Here is a 16,364-nt window from a genome sequence, read left to right on the forward strand (position 1 = left end):
CCAGCATAGCCCGCCTCAACGGGGGCCGAGGGCCTCCAGCTCGTGGAGGATCTCCGGCTCGCTGCGCCGGGCGGCCTCGCGGACCTGGGCCAGGAGCTGGGTCGCGTCCTGGCCCCCGGCGCGGGCGCGGCGCCAGCGGGCCCGGAGCAGGAAGACATCCGTGGCCGGGGCCTTGCCGGCCGCCAGGCGCAGGAGCCGGTCGGCCTCGTCGAAGCGGGGCGGGCGGGTCGTCAGGGCGCACTCCGCGAGGCCGGCCATGCACTCGCCCCACTCGGGGCCGCTGCCGAGGGCCTGGAACCGCTGGGCGGCGGCGAGGTAGCCCTGGGAGGCCAGGAAGGCCTTCCCTCGCTCGCGGGAGAGGTTGGCGAGGTAGAAGGAGGCCAGGGCGGCCGTGGGGGCGGCCTGCGCCCCCTCGGCGAGCTGGAGGGCCTGGCGGAAGGCGGCCTCGGCCGGCTCGGGAGCCCCCTGGCACTGTTCCAGGATTCCCAGGTTGAGCTGGCAGACCGCCCGCTCCGTGCGGTTGCCCACGGCCTCGTAGAGGCGGTCGGCCTGGGTGAGCACGTCGCGGGCCTCCGCGTACTGCCGCTGGCTGAGGGCCAGGTCGCCCAGGTTGGTGAGGGCCAGGGCCTGGCCGTACCGGTTGCCCTGGGCCCGCTGGAGCGTGAGGGCCTCCTGGTAGCGGCTCCGCGCCCCGGCGAAGTCGCCGCGGGCCCGGGCCGCCACGGCGAGGTTGTTGAGGGAGTTGGCCAGGCCCTGGGGGTCCGGCAGCTTCCGCTGCACGTCCGCGGCGCGGGTGAAGCAGTCCTGGGCCTCCTCCGGGTGGCCCTGGTCCTGGAGCACCAGCCCCAGGTTGTTGAGGATGGCCACCCGCTGGGCCTCGTAGCCCCCCTGTTCCGCCAGGGCGATGCCTTCGCGCCCGGCCGCCGCCGCGGCGTCCAGGTGGCCCTGTTCCCGCTCCCGCAGGGCGAGGGCCTTGAGGGCGATGACCTCGCGGTAGCGGTCCTTCGCCAGCCGCGAGGTGGCGAGGCCCCAGCGCAGGGCCGCGTCCGTCGCGGGATCGCCGGTGCGGAAGAGGCAGGTGGCGTACATCACCACGGGCCCGGGAGCGTAGGGCGCCTGGAAGGCCGCCGTCCGCAGGGGGGCCAGGGCCTCCTTGTAGCTGCCCTTCGCCATGAGGTCCAGGCCCTGGGCGTAGGCCAGCAGGGCGGGACCGTCCAGGCGCGCCTGGGGGGAGGGATCGGGATGGGAGAGGGGCTGGATGGCGTGGCCGATCCGCGCCATCAGGTCGTCGGGGATGGCCTGGAGGGCCGCCGCCACGGGGCCGGCGGGCCGGACGTCACCCTGGGTCCGCGTCCGGCCGGACGCGTCCTCCAGGACATAGGCCAGGTCCGCGGCCGGGGCCAGCCGCAGCTCCCCGTGGAGCACCAGGGCCGCGCCGAGGTAGCCGGCTAGGCGCCTGCGGTCGGCCGGGGGAAGGCCGCGGCCCAGGTCGAGGCCCAGGGCGGTGGCGGCCTTGGCGAGGGTCTCCTGCTCCACCACCTGGAGCTGGGGGAACGCCGCGAGGGCGACGCCCGTGTCCATGGGCAGGGCGCGCTCGGCCAGGGAGGTGTACTGGGGCTGCCCCGTGGCGTTGCCGAAGGGCAGCACCACGAGGCGGGCCGGATGGTGCCGCACGAGGTCCGCCACGGCGCCCCGGGCGTAGAGCCAGGTGCCCGCGCCCGCGGCGAGCAGCATGCCCGCGGCGGAAAGGATGGCCCACGCCATGGCGTTCCGCGGGCGCAGGAGGCCGTCGAGGGTGCGGGCCACCTGGCTTGCCGTCGGGCGACGGAAGGGGTGCGGATCGAGCATCCCGCGGAGCAGCTCGGCCACCGGGCGCGGGATCCCCTTCCCCCGCAGGGTCCGGCGTTCCCCCTTCACGATGGCCTGCATCCGCGCCCGCCCTTCGCCCGGGAAGGGATGCTCGCCGGACAGCAGTTCCCAGGCCACGATGCCCAGGGAGAAGACATCGCTGGCGGGGCCCGCCGCCTGGCCCTGGATCTGCTCGGGCGAGGCGTAGCTGGGGCTGCCCATGAAGGTGCCGGCCTGGGTGAGGCGATCCCAGGAGGCCCCGCTGCCGATCCGGCCTGCGGCCCCGCCGGAGGGACGGACCGTCGCCTCGCCCCCGCCCGAGGACTCGTGGACCGTGCCTGCGGCCTCCAGGTGCGCCAGGCTGGGCACCGCCGGCGGCGTGAGGGCCGGCTCCGCGGGCACCGAGGGATCCATCAGCCGGGCGAGGCCGAAATCCAGCACCTTCACCTGGGGCTCGTGCCCGGTGCGGGCCACCATGATGTTGGCGGGCTTGAGGTCGCGGTGGACCAGTCCCTTGGCGTGGGCGGACTCCAGGGCCCGGGCCACGGCCCGGATCACCCGGAGGCGGTCCCGCCCGCGCAGCTCCGGCGCCGCCTTGTCCAGCGTCTGCCCCGGCACCAGCTCCATGGCGATGTAGGTGCCCGAGGGATCCTCCACCCAGTCGTGCACCTGGCAGACGTGGGGGTGGTTGAGCTGGGCCAGGGCCAAGGCCTCCCGCCGGAAGCGGTCCATGGCGCCGGCCTCCCGCTCACCCCCGGGACGGAGGGCCTTGAGCGCGACGCTGCGCTCGAGGGTGGCATCCCAGGCGCGGTACACCGTGCCCATGCCGCCCTCGCCCAGGGCCTCCTCCACCCGGAACCGGCCCACCAGCGTCCCCGGCTCGAGGAGCTTGGGATCGGCCGGGACCTGGGACGCCGCGGGGTCGTTCGGGGGCTGGGGCATGGGGCACCGGAAGGTATCTGACCTTACCATCCACCGGGAACTCAGTCGCCCCGGCGGGCCAGCGCCTCCTGCACCGTCCGCTCGAGGGCCTGGAGGGTGTAGGGCTTCTGGAGGAAGCCCGCCAGGCCCCGGCCGAGGAACTGCTGGATGGATTCCTGCTCGTTGTAGCCGCTGCTCAGGATCACCGGGATGTCCGGCCGGATCCTCCGGAGGTGCTGGAAGGCCTCCCGGCCGTCCATGTGGGGCATGGTGAGGTCCATGAGCACCAGGTCGATGGTGTCCTTCTGGCGCGTGAAGACCTCCACGGCGTCGAGCCCGTCCACCGCCGTCACCACCTGGAGGCCGAGGGATTCCAGGGCCGCGCCCGCAGCCTCGCGGATCATCTGCTCATCGTCCACCAGGAGCACGGTGCCGATCTGCCTGGGGGGCCTGGCCGGCTCGCGCGGGGCATCCTCCCCGGAGGGGGCCGGGCAGGCCGGGAAGAGCAGGCGGAAGGTGGTCCCGCGGCCCGCCTCGCTGTAGATCCGGATGCCGGCGTGGTGCCCCTTCAGGATGCCCAGGGTGGCGGAGAGCCCGAGGCCCCGCCCCGTCACCTTGGTCGTGAAGAAGGGCTCGAAGATGCGGCCCTGCACCTCCTGGCTCATGCCGCAGCCCGTGTCGGACACCTCGAGCGCCACATAGCTTCCCGGGGCGAGATCCTGGCCCTGGTAGAGCTGGTCCAGGTAGCGCCGGTCCAGCTCCGCGAGGCTGGTGGCCAGGCGGATGGTGCCCTCGCGGTCCCCGATGGCGTCCGAGGCGTTGGTCACCAGGTTCATGATCACCTGCTGGATCTGGGCCGCGTCCGCCTGCACCAGGGGGAGGGCCTCCGCGAGGTGGAAGCGGAGGGCGATCTTCTTCGAGATGGAGACCTCCAGCAGGTGCGTCATCTCCCGCACCACCTGGTTCAGGTCGTAGGGCCGCACCACGAAGCGGCCCTTGCCCGAATAGGCGAGCATCTGCCGGGTGAGATCCGAGGCGCGGTGAATGATGCGCTCGAGGCTCTCCAGGTGGGGGAGGGCCGGGGACTCCGGGGCGAGCTTGAGCTGGGCCACGTTCATGTGGCCCAGCATGGCCGTGAGGAGGTTGTTGAAGTCGTGGGCGATCCCGCCGGCCAGCACGCCGAGGCTCTCCAGTTTCTGGGCGTGCTGGACCTGGCGCTCCAGCTCGAGGCGTTCCTGCTCGGCGTTCTGGCGCTCCAGCTCCGCCGAGGCCCGGGCCGAGAAGATCCGCAGCAGCGAGGCCACGAGGGTCGGATTGGACAGCGGGTGGCGATTGCAGACCCCGATGAGCCCCAGCACCCGCCCGCCGGAATCGCGCAGGGCCGCTCCCACATAGCTCTGGAGGCCGGTCTGGCGCAGGCCCGGGTCCTCCGGGAACGCCTCCTGGACCCCGGAAGGGAAGACGCAGATGCCCTCCTTCAGCACCTGCTCGCTGACGCTGCCGGGGAGGGGCCACTCCAGGTTCTCCGCGTCCCTTCCGTCCTGGAAGGTGGCCAGGGCGCGGATGGTATCGCCCGCCTCGCGGCCGATCCGCTCGCCCACGAAGGCGATGTCCGCCTCGGAGGCCAGGGCCAGGTGGCGCACCAGGTCCTGGAGGAACGAACCGCCCGTGGAGACGCCGACCCCCTCGGCCACCCGGAAGATCCGCTCCTCCAGCAGGCGGCGGCTGGCCAGCTCGCGCTCCAGGCCCGCGGCCAGGCTCCGCACCTCCTCCGTGGCCGCCAGGACCCGCCGCCGGAAGACCAGCACGGTGCCGACAGCGACCAGGAGCAGGGCGAGGGTGGCGACGCCGGTCCGGTAGACCCAGGGCGGCATGGACCGTCCCCGGTCCGGATTGAGCCACCGGTTCAGGATGTGGTGGTAGCTGGAGTCGGGATCCTTGCGGCCCGCCGCCAGGGAGCGGTCCAGGGCCGCCAGCAGGTCGTCGTTCCGGCCCTTCGCCGTGCCGTAAAAGATGTCGAAGGGGTTGAACACCACGGAGGTGCGCTCCACGCGGTACTCGGATTCGTGGGCGTAGCCGAAGGTGTTGGCGGTCACCCCCGCATCCACCCCGCCCGCGGCCACGGCCGCCAGCACGTCGGACTGGTTGCCGAATTCCTCGAACTCGCACGGGATGTTGAACTTCGCGCACAGCTGCTTGAAGTGCTCCCCGTTGACATCCCCGAGCATGATGCCGACCTTCCGCCCGCGGACGTCGAGGATGCTGTGGATGCGGGCGCCGGGGTGGGCGTAGAGAATGCTCCACATGGTGAAGGAGGGCACCTGGCCGAAATCCAGGTAGGCATCCCGTTCGGGGGTGTGGGCCACGCTCGGGAGCAGGTCGAGGTCCCCGGCGCGGGTGCGGTCCAGGCACTCGAACCAGGTGCCGGGGACGAATTCCAGCTCCCAGTGCTCCCGGGCGGCCTCCTCCCGCAGGAGGTCCACCAGGAAGCCCTGGGCCTGGCCGTTTCTGTCCATGAAGGTGGCCGGGGGATTGGGAAAGATGCCCACGCGCACCCGGCGGGCCGGGGCCGCCTCCAGCCGTCCCAGGGCCAGGAGGAGCAGGGCTCCGGCCAGGAGGCAGCGGATCAGGGCGGACCGGGCGGGGGCGTGGACGGGCATGCGGACGTCCTGGGGCCTGGCGGTGGAGGGACTGGACCGGGAGGGTGCGACCTGCCTTCCCGAGCAATCTACCCCCAGGTTCCCTGGACGCCTGTGACAACGGTCATCTCTGCCGGACCGGATCAGCCTTCCCGCGGGGCCTCTGGACGGGCGGTCCACTCGCCGTCCCTCCAAGTGAGGCGGAGGGGGTGGCCCGCCACGACCCGGTCGGCGGACGTGACGGGGCGGCCCTCGGCGTCGCGGACCAGGACGAACCCCCGGCCGAGGGGGCCGGTGGGATCGAGTCCCTTCAGCCGTTCCAGCCCCACGGCCAGGCGCTGGTCCCGGCCCTGGCAGGCGCGCTGGATCGCCGGCGCGAGGCGCCGCTGGGCCTCCCGCACCCGCGGCAGGTCGGCCTCCCCGGCCGCGGCGGCGGCCGCATGGGCCAGCCGCTGGCGGAGGAGGGCCAGGCGCGCGCCGGTCTGGTCCAGGCGACGGCGGGGGTGGGCCAGCTCCAGGCGGTGGGTGAGGGCGGCCAGCTGGTCCCGGGCCGGTCCGGCTGGCTCGGCGCGGGTGAGTCCGCGGTCCGTGAGCAGGTTGAGGGTGGTCTCGAAGCCCCGCAGGCGCCAGGCGAGCTTCGCTGCGAGCGCTTCGCCGCGCCGCTGCAGGTCTGCCGCCAGGGCCGACCGGTCCGGCGTGGTCAGCTCCGCCGCCTGGCTGGGGGTGGCGGCCCGCCGGTCGGCGGCCAGGTCCACCAGGGTGGTGTCGATCTCGTGGCCCACGCCGGTGACGACGGGCAGCCGGCAGGCCGCCACGGCGCGGACCAGGGCCGGGTCGTTGAAGGCCCACAGGTCCTCCAGGCTGCCGCCGCCCCGCACCAGCAGCACCGCCTCGCAGCCCCAGAAGGGATCCTGGACCTCCTGCAGGGCCAGCAGCGTCTCCGGCACGCAACGCTCGCCCTGGGCCGCGGCGGGGGCGATGAGCAGGTCGATGCCCGGCGCCCGGCGGGCCGTCACCTCCAGCACGTCCCGGAGGGCCGCCCCGCCGAGGGCCGCGACCACCCCGAGCTTCCTCGGGAACCGGGGCAGGGGCCGCTTCGGGCGGTCGAAGAGGCCCTCGGCCCGAAGCTCGGCCTCCAGCTGGCGCAGCCGGGCCTGGAGATCGCCCTGGCCCGCCGGCTCGCAATGGGTGACGGCCAGGGTGAGGCTGCCGCCTGCCACGTAGAGGTTCAGGCTGCCCTTCAGCACCACGCGCTGGCCGTTGGCCGGGGTGTGGGCCAGGAAGCGCTGCTGGCCCGCCCACACCGCGCACTGCAGGGCCGCGCCCTCCTCCTTGAGGGTGAAGTACCAGTGCCGGCCCGAGCCCTTGAAGTTCGACACCTCCCCCACCACGCACACGGCGGCGAAGGGCGGCTCGAGGCGGGCCTTGATCTGCTCCAGCAGGCGCTTGACGGAGAGGGGGGCGTCCATGCCGGGCATCATCGCACACCGGCGCTCGCCGCGCGCCCCGGCGTATCCTGTTGCGGGAGGCTGCCATGGCCCCGTGGATCGTGAAGCCGGGCGACGGCGCCTACGGCCGGTTTGCGGCGCGCCTCAACCGCTTCCCCCAGGGGGCGCCGCCCACGGAGCGGCTGTTCCAGATCCTGCGGCTGCTGGTGAGCGAGCGGGAGGCGGGCCTCCTGGCCCAGGTGCCCATCCGGCCCTTCACGGCCCGTCGGGCCGCGGCCCTCTGGAACCTGCCCGAGGCGGACGCTCGGAAGGTCCTCGACGGCCTGGCGGACCGGGCCATGCTCCTGGACCTGGTGACGGACGGCGAGACCCGCTACGCCCTGCCCCCGCCCATGGCCGGCTTTTTCGAGTTCTCCCTCATGCGCGTGCGGGGGGACCTCGACCAGAAGGCGCTCGCCGAGCTGTTCCACCAGTACCTGAACGTCGAGGAGGACTTCCTGCGCGCCCTGGTGCTCCAGGGGGAGACGCAGCTGGGGCGGGTCTTCGTGGACGAGGCGGGCCTTCCCCGGGAGGCGCTGGAGGTGCTGGATTTCGAGCGGGCCACCGAGGTGGTGCGGGGGGCCCGGGTGATCGGCGTCTCGGACTGCTACTGCCGCCGCAAGATGGCCCACCTGGGACGGGCCTGCGACGCGCCCATGGAGATCTGCATGACTTTCGGCACCGCCGCCGACTCCCTCACGCGCCACGGGACGGCCCGGCGCGTGGCGGCGGCCGAGTGCCTGGACCTGCTCGAGCAGGCCCGGGCGCGGGGGCTGGTGCAGTTCGGCGAGAACGTTCGCGAGGACGTGGGCTTCATCTGCAACTGCTGCGGCTGCTGCTGCGAGGCCCTGGTCGCCGCCCGGCGCTACGCCTTCCTGAAACCCGTCCACACGTCCGCCTACCTGCCCGAGCTGGCGGCGGAGGGCTGCGACGGCTGCGGCACGTGCGTCCGCGCCTGCCCGGTGGACGCCCTGGGGCTGGTGTCGGCCCACGATCCGAAGCGTCCCGCCGCCCGGCGGGCCCGGCTCGACCCGGACCGGTGCCTGGGCTGCGGCGTGTGCGCGCGGGCCTGCACCCGGCAGGCCATCCGCCTCCGCCGGCGGGGGCGGCGGCTGCTCACGCCCGTCAACACCGCCCATCGCGCCGTGATGATGGCCATCGAGCGGGGGACCTTCTCGGAGCTGCTGGTGGACGGCCAGTCCGGGTACGGCCACCGGGCCGTGGCGGCCCTCCTCGGGGCGGTGTTCCGGCTGCCGCCGCTCAAGCAGGCGCTCGCCTCCGAACAGGTGAAGAGCCGGTTCCTGGGAAGGATGCTGGCGCGCGCGGGCAGATAAACGCCGCCTCCGGCAGTCCGTAGAGGATGCCAGGGAGTCCACCATGACCGCTGTCCTCCGAACCGCCGCGTTCGTCCTCTCGGGACTGGCCCTCCTCGGCCAGACGCCAGGTCCGCGGGCCCAGCTCGCCTTCGCCCCCGGGGGCCAGCTCACGCTGGACCTGGAGGCGGGTGACTACGACCTGGTGCCCGGCACGGGGGATGGGATCGTCGTCACCTGGACCACGGATGGATCCGGCCAGCCGAAGGTCCGCCTCGAGGGCGCCGGCACCCAGGCCCGGCTCTCGGTCACGCGCACCCCCCGCCAGAACTTCCACGTCCGGGTGGAGGTCCCCTCCCGGTGCGACCTGCAGCTGCAACTCACCGCCGGCGACCTGAAGGTGGGCCCCATCGAGGGGAACAAGGACCTGTTCACCCGGGCCGGCGACCTCAAGGTGGCCGTTCCCCACCCGGGGTCCTATGGGCGGGTGCGGGCCTCCGTGTGGGCCGGGGACATCCACGCCCGGGCCTTCGGCGGGGAGCGGGGCGGTCTCTTCCGGCGTTTCGAGTGGCAGGGGAAGGGCGCCTACACCCTGCGCGTCGCCACCTGGGCCGGCGACATCACCCTGGCCCCGTAGCAGGGTTCAGGGTGCCGGGCGGAACCGCGCCAGCCCCACGGTGAGTCCGGCGAAGAAGGACAGCTTCTGGGCACCCTGGGTGAGACCGATGTCCACACCCGCATCCAGCACCAGCCGCGACGACACCTTGTAGCCCAGGGCCCAGAGGTTGGAGACGATGCGGGGGTTCAGCTCCGTGCCGCCGATGGCGTAGACCTCCCCGGTCAGGGACCAGGTCTCGGACAGGGTCCGGCTGAGGGAGGCGGTGGCGGCCGGCTGGCGGACACGCCCGCCCCCGCTGTCCGGCGGGCGGCCCATCCAGGTCTCCAGCAGGTTCACGTCCAGGTGGCAGGGGCCCATGTCCCGGCTGAAGAGGAGGATCAGCCCGTCGCTGGAGGCCCCGCTCCCCAGGCCCTTGGTGGCGCTGGCGGTGGGGAAGGTGTGGTTCACCTGCACGGCCAGGTCCAGGCCGAGGGGGCCGTCGTGCCGGTAGCACCACTGCACCCCCAGGTTCGTGTCGCCGGGGCCGGAGACCGTTTCTGTGCCAGGGGCGGCCAGGCGCAGGTAGCCGGGCGTGGCCAGCCGCAGCTCCAGGTCCTTCACCAGGCCCAGCTTCAGCAGGGTGGGCGTCCCGAAGGTGGAGCTGCCGTCCCGCAGCTCGCTCTGCTGGCCGCCCCACTCCAGCTCGGCCACGCCGCTCTGGGTGGTGAGGGCCGGATTGGCGAAGGTGGGGCGGTTGGGGTTCACCTCGATGGGCGGGTCGCCGGCCTGCAGGGTACAGGCGAGGCACAGGCACGTCAGGAGGCGGATCCGCATGGGCCCATCCAGCCTAAGGGGGCCCGCGTCCCGGCGGAAGGGGGCCCTATGATGGCGGGAGCCCACACCGGAGTCCCCATGACCAGCCACCAGGAGCACCTGAAGCGGATCCGCGACAAGTACCCCCTCGAATCCGCCGAGGCGCTGCACCACCGGCGCCTCAGCCGGCTCGACCGGGTGGCCGTGTGGCTGGCGCGGCACACGGGCGAACCCCGCTTCTTCGGGGCACTGGCCTTCGCCACCTCGGGCTGGGTGCTGTGGAATGTGTTCGGGCCGGCCTCGCTGCACTTCGACCCGCTGCCGAACTTCCCGCTCCTCAATGGCATCACCAAGGTCACCCAGCTCTGCTTCCTGCCCCTGGTGCTCATCGGGCAGAACCTGGAGTCCCACCGCTCCAAGCTCCGGGCCGAGCAGGAGCACCGGGCCATGATGCGCGACGCGGAGGAGACTGAGCTCGTCCTGGAGCGGCTGGCGCACCTGGAGGCGCTCCTGACGGGAAGGCCGAAGGCGGAGGGTTCCCGGGAGTAGAGCGGTCCGGGGCGGCGGGCTATCATCCTAGTTCCCGCTGGAGAGGCTTTGGCACCGACACGCTCCATCCGCATCGTCCTCGGTCTGGCGGCGATCCTGGCCCCGGCGGCGGCCCAGTCCCCCGCCCCCGGCCCCGTCGAGGCCCTGGCCGCCCTTCCGGCGAAGATGCCCCTCCGGGCCACCGTGGACCTGGCCTCCTGGTCCCAGCACACCCTCAAGAACCAGACCGTGACGGGGCAGGCCGAGGTGGCCGTGGAGGCGGAGGAGGACCCGGCGGGCCTGCGCATCGCCTGGCCCGACCACCTGTTCCGGGATCTGGACGCGGAGGCCCAGGCCCATGATCGCGACCATGGACGGCCCACCCCGGCCCGGGAGGCGGTGAAGGAGCTGGACCCGGGCCGGGTCCGGCACCTGCTCGACCAGGCGGGGACCCTGCGGGGACTGGTCCGGGAGGCCACCCTCCTGGAGGAGAAGCCGGACACCCTGGATGGCCACGCGGTTCGGCTCCAGGTCTACCGGTTCACCCCGCGCCTGTCCTGGTCGGAGGAGTACCACCTCCAGCACCGCGAGGCGCGCCTGAGGCTCTGGCTGGACGCGGCGGGGCTGCCTGTGGCCACCGAATCCACCGTCACGTACGACGGGAAGACCAGTCGCATGTTCGGCCGCTACCTCGGCAGCTCCACGGTGCAGACCCGCTACCAGCTCGTGGGGGACCGGATCCTGGTCGCTTCCCGCGAGACCCGGACCTTCCATTCCGTGGACGACGGCGCCGAGGAGGAGCGCAGCCGCCAGGTGTTCCGGATCACGGTCCACTGAGGCCGGCTCGGCCCGGGAGCAGACATGCGCATCATCGTGGCCCCGGATTCCTTCAAGGGCAGCCTCTCCGCCGTGGCGGCCGCGCGCGCCATGGGCCGGGGCATCCGGGCGGTGTTCCCGGAGGCGGAGGTCGTCGAACTGCCCATCGCCGACGGCGGGGAGGGGACGGTGGAGGCCTTGGTCGCGGCCACGGGCGGCGCCCTGCGGCTGGCGGAGGTGCGCGGCCCCCTGGGCGATCCCGTGCGCGCGGCCTGGGGCGTGCTGGGGGATGGCCGCACCGCCGCGATCGAGATGGCCGCCGCCTCGGGACTGACCCTGGTGCCGGAAGGGCGCCGGGATCCCCGCCTGGCAAGCACCTTCGGGTCCGGGGAGCTGGTGAAGGCGGCCCTCGATGGAGGCTACCGGCGCCTCGTCCTGGGCATCGGCGGCAGCGCCACCAACGACGGCGGCGCGGGGTGCGCCCGGGCCCTGGGCGTGCGGTTCCTGGATGAGGCCGGACGCGACCTGCCCGAGGGCGGCGCCGCCCTGACGCGGCTGGCACGGGTGGAACTCGCGGGCCTGGACCCCCGCCTGGCGGAGACGGAGCTCCTCGTCGCCTGCGACGTGGACAACCCGCTCTGCGGGCCCCGCGGCGCCTCGGCGGTGTACGGCCCCCAGAAGGGCGCCACGCCCGAGGTGGTGCGGGAGCTTGACGCGGCCCTGAACGTATTCGCCCGGAAGGCCACCCGCGCCACGGGGCGGGACGTGGCAGAGGTCGCAGGGGCGGGAGCGGCCGGCGGGCTCGGCGCCGGCCTGCTCTTCTTCACGCCGGCCCGGCTCCGGCCCGGGGTGGAGATCGTGCTGGAGGCCGTGGGTTTCGAGGCCCAGGTGCGGGGAGCGGCGTTCGTCTTCACCGGCGAGGGCCGGACGGACGCCCAGACGGCCATGGGCAAGGCCCCGGTGGGCGTGGCCGCCGCGGCGAGGCGGCAGGGGGTGCCCGTGGTCTGCCTCTCCGGGGGGCTGGGTGACGGTGCCGAGCGGGTGCTGGACCGGGGCATCGATGCGCTGGCGGCGATCCCGCCGGGGCCCATGAGCCTGGAGGCCTGCCTGGCCGGCGGGGCTCCGCTCCTGGAGGCCGCCGCGGCGAGGGCCTGCCGCCTGATCCGGCTGGGGATGGGGGTCGGGGGGCCCTGAGCCGCGCTCAGACCTGGAACACCTCCACCGTGCGGGCCAGGTTCGCCACCACCGTCCGCACGCGTTCGGCGCGGCTGGACAGCTCCTCCGCACTGGCCGCGAGCTGCGTGGAGGCACTGGCCACCTGGGAGGCTTCCCGGGCGGTGGATTCCACCTGCCGGGCCACCTCCTCGCTGGTGAGGGCCTGCTCCTCCGAGGCGGTGCCGATCTCCTGCGCCATCCGGGAGACGCCCTCGATGCTCTGCTGGATCTCGTGCAGATGAGCCACCAGGGCCCCCAGCTTGCGATCCCCTTCGCCCACGGCGGCGTCCGTCTGGGAGATGAGCTGCTGGATCTCCTTCGCCGCCGTGGCCGAGCGTTCGGCCAGCTTGCGGACCTCCTCGGCCACCACCGCGAACCCCTTGCCCTGATGCCCCGCCTTGGCGGCCTCGATGGCCGCGTTCAGGGAGAGCAGGTTCGTCTGCCGGGCGATCTCCTGGATCACCTGCGCGGCCTTCGCCATGGCGCTCGTGCTCTGCCGGATCTCCGTCATGGCCTGGGTGGCGTCCTGGCCGGCCCGGGTGCCCTCGCTGGCCGTCCGGACCGACACGTCGGCGAGGCGGAGGGATTCCTTGGCGTTCTGGGCCACCTGGGCGGCCGAGGCCGAGAATTCCGTGACCGAGGTGGCCATGCGCGCCGTGGTCTCCTGCTGCCCTTCCGCGGACCGCGCGATCTGCTGGGTTGCCGCCGAGGCCTCCTCCGAGGACACCTGCAGTTCCTTCGCCACGCCGTCCATTTGCTTCGCCACGCGGCCCAGTTCCCGGATGATCCGGCGGAAACGGAGGGTGAGGACATTGAAGGAGGACGTTGCCCGGGCCACGTCTCCGGTGCCCGCGACGGGAACCTGGTGGGTGAGGTCGGCCCGGTCGATGGCCTGGAAGAGCGTCTTCAGGGGCCGGTCCACACCCGAGATCGCGGTCCAGCCCCAGAGGCCGGACAGGAGGAAGGCCCCGCTCAGGCCCCTGAAGGCCGGGGAGGCGGGGGCGAACGCGGCGGAGAGGAGGGCCAGGCCCGCCGTGAGGAAGGGCAGGCCGAGGGCGAGCCGGAGGCGGGTCCCCAGGGGGACGGACTGCATCCGCTGGCGCAGGGTCCGCTTCAGTTCCTTCTGATCCTTGACCTGGGCATAGAGCTTCTCCGCCTCCCGGATCTGCTCCGGCGTGGCCTTGCCGCGGATGGAGACGTAGCCGGAGATCGCGCCGTGCTTCCGCAGGGGGCTCACGTCCGCCTGCACCCAGTAGTGGTCGCCGTTCTTCCGGCGGTTCTTCACGATGTTGGTCCAGGGGCGACCCGCCTTCAGGGTGTCCCAGAGGTCCTTGAAGATGGCCGGGGGCACGTCCGGGTGACGGATGATGTTCTGCGGGGCATCCAGCAGGTCGTCGAGGGCGAACCCGCTGGATTCCACGAAGTCGGGGTTTCCCCAGCGGATGACGCCCCTGAGGTCCGTTTCGCTGATGAGGAGGGCTTCCTCGGGCAGGACATGTTCGCGTTGGGTGACGGGCAGGTTTGTTCTCAAAGACTTCCTCTACATCTGTTCAGACAAGCGAATCGACAGAAGGGGCCGGAATTTTTAATTTGGAACGGCAATAAAAGCCATCGAAAATCTGGACAATGGCCATCACACGAACCGGGGACGGGGAGCTGTCGCCATCCCGGGATATCCAGGAGAATGCCAGGGCCCGCCCGTCGGGGCCCGGCGCGGAGGAACGCGATGACCTCGAAGCTTGAGTTCCAGTCCGGGATCCTGGAGGCCTACCGGGATGTCCTCACCCCTGAGGTGCGCCACGCCCTGGAGGCCCTGGCGCCCCTGGAGACGCGCCGCCGGGAGCTGATGGCCGCCCGCCTCGTCCGCCGGAAGCAGCGCGCGGAGGCCGGGGCGCGCATCGGATTCCTGGATCCCGCGTCGCTGATCCCGGGCACCCAGCTCCGCGTGGCCGACGCCCGGTCCGGAAATTTCGACGGCGCGGTCATCCCGCCGGACCTCACCTGCCAGTGGATCCAGGGCACGGGGCCTGCCACCAAGCCGCGCGCCGACCTGCGCTCGGGCATCCGCAACGTGGCCTACGCCCTGCTGTCCGGTGCGGACGGCTGGATGTTCGACGGCGAGGACGCCCTGGGCCAGGTGGACACCATGTCCCTGGACAACCACCGGAACCTCAAGCTGGCCATCGCGCGGGACCCCCTCTTCCTCGAGGTGGCCGAGGAGGTGGCCGGGGAGATGAACCAGTGGGCCCGGGGCTTCTTCGGCCACCCCATCCTCGACGACTGGCGCAGGCAGCTCGACTTCACCACGGTGCTCTACCGGGCCCGGGGCCTGCACCTGGACGACCGGCACCTCCGGCTGGACGGCCAGGGCTTTTCGGCCTCCATCGCCGACCTGGTGCTCTTCGTCGTGAACAACGCCGCGGCCCTGCAGGCGGCGGGCCGGAGCCTCGCCCTGTACCTGCCCAAGATCCAGACGGCGGAGGAGGCCGCCCACTGGAATGCCCTGCTCCTCGCCCTGGAAGCCCACCTCGGGCTGCCGGTCGGGACGATCAAGGTCTACGTGCTGGTGGAGCAGCTGGAGCAGTGCTTCCAGCTCATGGAGATCCGCGCCGCCCTGGCGCCGCACTTCGTGGGCTTCAACACGGGCCGATGGGACTACATCAACAGCGTCTCCGACGCCCTGGCCTGGGATCCGGCCTTCGTGAACCCGGACATCAGTTCCATCGTGATGACCTACGGCTACATGCGGACCTACGAGGACCGCGTGCGGCGGGCCGTGAACACGCCGGACCGGAACGGCCGCTTCGCCCTCTGGCAGGGGGGCATGGAACCGAACATCCCCGTGGGCTCCGAGGCCGGCGTGGCGGCCAGCATGGCGCGAGCCGTGGCCGGGGCCGAGCGCGAGCAGCGCGAGGGCGCCTCGGGGAAGTGGGTGGCCCACTGGAAGATGGTCCACATCGTCCGTCCTGTGTGGGAGAAGGCGGGCCAGGCCAACCAGATGGGCCGGACCTTCCCGCCGCTCACCTATGGTCCGGAGGACGCCGCGGGCCTCCTGCGGCTGGAGCCCGCCCCCCGCACCATCGCCGGCGCCCGGGACCTGCTCTCCGTGGCGCTGCAGTACGGCAACGCCTTCCTCCGGGGCTTCCAGGCCGCGGCCCTGAAGCCCGCGGACCACTTCGGCAACGACGATGTCCTCTACCTCATGGAGGACATGGCCACGGGCGAGATCCGGCTCTCGATCCTGTGGGAGTGGCTGCACAAGGGCGCCACCTTCTCGGCGTCCGACCCCGCCACGGGCATGGCTGCGGGCGATCCCTTCACCGCCGCCCTCTTCACGCGCCTGCTGGAGGAGGAATACGCCAAGCTGCGCCAGGCCGGCAACCGCGACGTCCACGACGATTCCAAGGACACCACCCTCCCCGTGGCCCGGGCCATCGTCCTGGCCTACGTGACGAGCCCCGTGAAGGCGCCGTGGTACGTGGACCTGCTGAACCTCAACCTCGGGGTGACGGACCTGGCCGAGGCCGACCGGCGCATCACCCGGTTCCTCGAGACGTTCCGCGAGGACGGCACGCGGATCACGGCGAACCTGGACTTCTGAACCCTTAGAGTGCCTAACAAAACCCCCACGGGGCCACGCGAGGGCCGCCGGGCGAGCGAGGCGAGGAACGCGAGGAGACGCGTAGCGGGTACTACGCGCGACGAGCGTGACGCGGCATCGCGACGCCCGCCGGCCATCGCCCGGAGGGAGAAAGCCAGGTGGGCGCCCCGCGGCGTCACGGCCCTTGAACGATGTCCCGCATCGCCCTGCGGGCCCTTCCTTGCGGTGCATCCCACCTGGCTTTCTCGCGGCCACGTCGGGGTTTTGTTAGGCACTCTTAGGCGGCCTCGCCCGGCCGGCCCCGGAGCTTCCGGGCGCAGTCGGGGCACACCCCATGGGTGACGGGCACGCCGGCCGCCTCCGGGTTGCCGCAGTCGGCCTGGACCCAGCGGCCGGACTCGTCGCGGAACCGGCGGCACCAGCTGCAGACCGGCAGGAGCCCGCCGCGGGCGCGGAGGGCCACGAGGCGTTCCGCGCACCGCCGCTCGGCGAGGCTGCCGATCCGCTCGTCCTGGTTCGTCCGCGCCGCGGCACGGGTCATCCGACCGTCCATTCCAAATCTCCCGGGTTCCAGGGGACGGCGTC

At 72.9% G+C, this 16,364-nt stretch carries 12 protein-coding genes; 6 read left to right on the forward strand and 6 right to left on the reverse strand.

Annotated features, from left to right (window positions below; genetic code table 11):
- Positions 1-15: 15 nt before the first annotated feature.
- The 3 genes from QSJ33_RS13425 to xseA form a co-directional block, all read right to left on the reverse strand.
- Positions 16-2,790: a serine/threonine-protein kinase gene (locus QSJ33_RS13425; protein ID WP_285727012.1), complete on the reverse strand. Its 2,775-nt coding sequence runs from the start codon at positions 2,788-2,790 to the stop codon at positions 16-18.
- Positions 2,791-2,831: 41 nt separating this feature from the next.
- Positions 2,832-5,429 (reverse strand): response regulator, encoded by a 2,598-nt coding sequence (locus QSJ33_RS13430; RefSeq protein WP_285727013.1) that lies wholly within the window; start codon positions 5,427-5,429, stop codon positions 2,832-2,834.
- A gap of 122 nt (positions 5,430-5,551) precedes the next feature.
- Complete coding sequence (gene xseA, locus QSJ33_RS13435; protein WP_285727015.1) at positions 5,552-6,877, reverse strand: exodeoxyribonuclease VII large subunit; 1,326 nt, start codon at positions 6,875-6,877, stop codon at positions 5,552-5,554.
- A gap of 65 nt (positions 6,878-6,942) precedes the next feature.
- Here xseA and QSJ33_RS13440 point away from each other — a divergent pair, with 65 nt between their 5' ends.
- On the forward strand, positions 6,943-8,229 hold the full coding sequence (locus tag QSJ33_RS13440; RefSeq protein WP_285727017.1) for a 4Fe-4S dicluster domain-containing protein: 1,287 nt from the start codon (positions 6,943-6,945) through the stop codon (positions 8,227-8,229).
- Between the two features lie 43 nt (positions 8,230-8,272).
- A complete protein-coding gene (locus QSJ33_RS13445) occupies positions 8,273-8,845 on the forward strand; it encodes a DUF4097 family beta strand repeat-containing protein (RefSeq protein WP_285727019.1) in 573 nt (190 codons plus the stop codon).
- A 6-nt stretch (positions 8,846-8,851) separates the two neighbouring features.
- On the opposite strand, the gene QSJ33_RS13450 is transcribed toward QSJ33_RS13445, so the two are convergent.
- Entirely contained in the window at positions 8,852-9,640 is a 789-nt protein-coding gene (locus QSJ33_RS13450) for a hypothetical protein (RefSeq protein WP_285727021.1), read from the reverse strand.
- Between the two features lie 78 nt (positions 9,641-9,718).
- Here QSJ33_RS13450 and QSJ33_RS13455 point away from each other — a divergent pair, with 78 nt between their 5' ends.
- The 3 genes from QSJ33_RS13455 to QSJ33_RS13465 are packed head-to-tail and all read left to right on the forward strand — an operon-like array spanning position 9,719 to position 12,157.
- Positions 9,719-10,168: a DUF1003 domain-containing protein gene (locus tag QSJ33_RS13455; RefSeq protein ID WP_285727023.1), complete on the forward strand. Its 450-nt coding sequence runs from the start codon at positions 9,719-9,721 to the stop codon at positions 10,166-10,168.
- Positions 10,169-10,216: 48 nt separating this feature from the next.
- Positions 10,217-10,984, forward strand: coding sequence for a hypothetical protein (locus QSJ33_RS13460; RefSeq protein WP_285727025.1), 768 nt, complete (start codon positions 10,217-10,219; stop codon positions 10,982-10,984).
- 24 nt (positions 10,985-11,008) lie between these two features.
- Positions 11,009-12,157 (forward strand): glycerate kinase, encoded by a 1,149-nt coding sequence (locus QSJ33_RS13465; protein ID WP_285727027.1) that lies wholly within the window; start codon positions 11,009-11,011, stop codon positions 12,155-12,157.
- A 7-nt stretch (positions 12,158-12,164) separates the two neighbouring features.
- Here the strand turns inward: QSJ33_RS13465 and QSJ33_RS13470 are convergent, their stop codons facing one another.
- Positions 12,165-13,709 (reverse strand): methyl-accepting chemotaxis protein, encoded by a 1,545-nt coding sequence (locus QSJ33_RS13470; RefSeq protein ID WP_285727029.1) that lies wholly within the window; start codon positions 13,707-13,709, stop codon positions 12,165-12,167.
- A 195-nt stretch (positions 13,710-13,904) separates the two neighbouring features.
- Between QSJ33_RS13470 and QSJ33_RS13475 the strand changes: the two genes are divergently transcribed.
- Positions 13,905-15,779 carry an aldolase/citrate lyase/malate synthase family protein gene (locus QSJ33_RS13475; protein ID WP_285727031.1) on the forward strand — a complete coding sequence of 625 codons (1,875 nt, stop codon included), beginning with the start codon at positions 13,905-13,907 and terminating at the stop codon, positions 15,777-15,779.
- A gap of 277 nt (positions 15,780-16,056) precedes the next feature.
- Here the strand turns inward: QSJ33_RS13475 and QSJ33_RS13480 are convergent, their stop codons facing one another.
- Complete coding sequence (locus tag QSJ33_RS13480; protein WP_285727033.1) at positions 16,057-16,320, reverse strand: hypothetical protein; 264 nt, start codon at positions 16,318-16,320, stop codon at positions 16,057-16,059.
- Positions 16,321-16,364 lie beyond the last annotated feature (44 nt).

The sequence above is a fragment of the Geothrix rubra genome (assembly GCF_030268065.1).
Classification (GTDB): domain Bacteria; phylum Acidobacteriota; class Holophagae; order Holophagales; family Holophagaceae; genus Geothrix; species Geothrix rubra.

Excerpts from the sequence above, each read along its gene's own strand:
- QSJ33_RS13425 (WP_285727012.1), bottom strand. The coding sequence starts at position 2,790 with ATGCCCCAGCCCCCGAACGACCCCGCGGCGTCCCAGGTCCCGGCCGAT.
- QSJ33_RS13430 (WP_285727013.1), bottom strand. The coding sequence starts at position 5,429 with ATGCCCGTCCACGCCCCCGCCCGGTCCGCCCTGATCCGCTGCCTCCTG.
- xseA (WP_285727015.1), bottom strand. The coding sequence starts at position 6,877 with ATGGACGCCCCCCTCTCCGTCAAGCGCCTGCTGGAGCAGATCAAGGCC.
- QSJ33_RS13440 (WP_285727017.1), top strand. The coding sequence starts at position 6,943 with ATGGCCCCGTGGATCGTGAAGCCGGGCGACGGCGCCTACGGCCGGTTT.
- QSJ33_RS13445 (WP_285727019.1), top strand. The coding sequence starts at position 8,273 with ATGACCGCTGTCCTCCGAACCGCCGCGTTCGTCCTCTCGGGACTGGCC.
- QSJ33_RS13450 (WP_285727021.1), bottom strand. The coding sequence starts at position 9,640 with ATGCGGATCCGCCTCCTGACGTGCCTGTGCCTCGCCTGTACCCTGCAG.
- QSJ33_RS13455 (WP_285727023.1), top strand. The coding sequence starts at position 9,719 with ATGACCAGCCACCAGGAGCACCTGAAGCGGATCCGCGACAAGTACCCC.
- QSJ33_RS13465 (WP_285727027.1), top strand. The coding sequence starts at position 11,009 with ATGCGCATCATCGTGGCCCCGGATTCCTTCAAGGGCAGCCTCTCCGCC.
- QSJ33_RS13475 (WP_285727031.1), top strand. The coding sequence starts at position 13,905 with ATGACCTCGAAGCTTGAGTTCCAGTCCGGGATCCTGGAGGCCTACCGG.
- QSJ33_RS13480 (WP_285727033.1), bottom strand. The coding sequence starts at position 16,320 with ATGACCCGTGCCGCGGCGCGGACGAACCAGGACGAGCGGATCGGCAGC.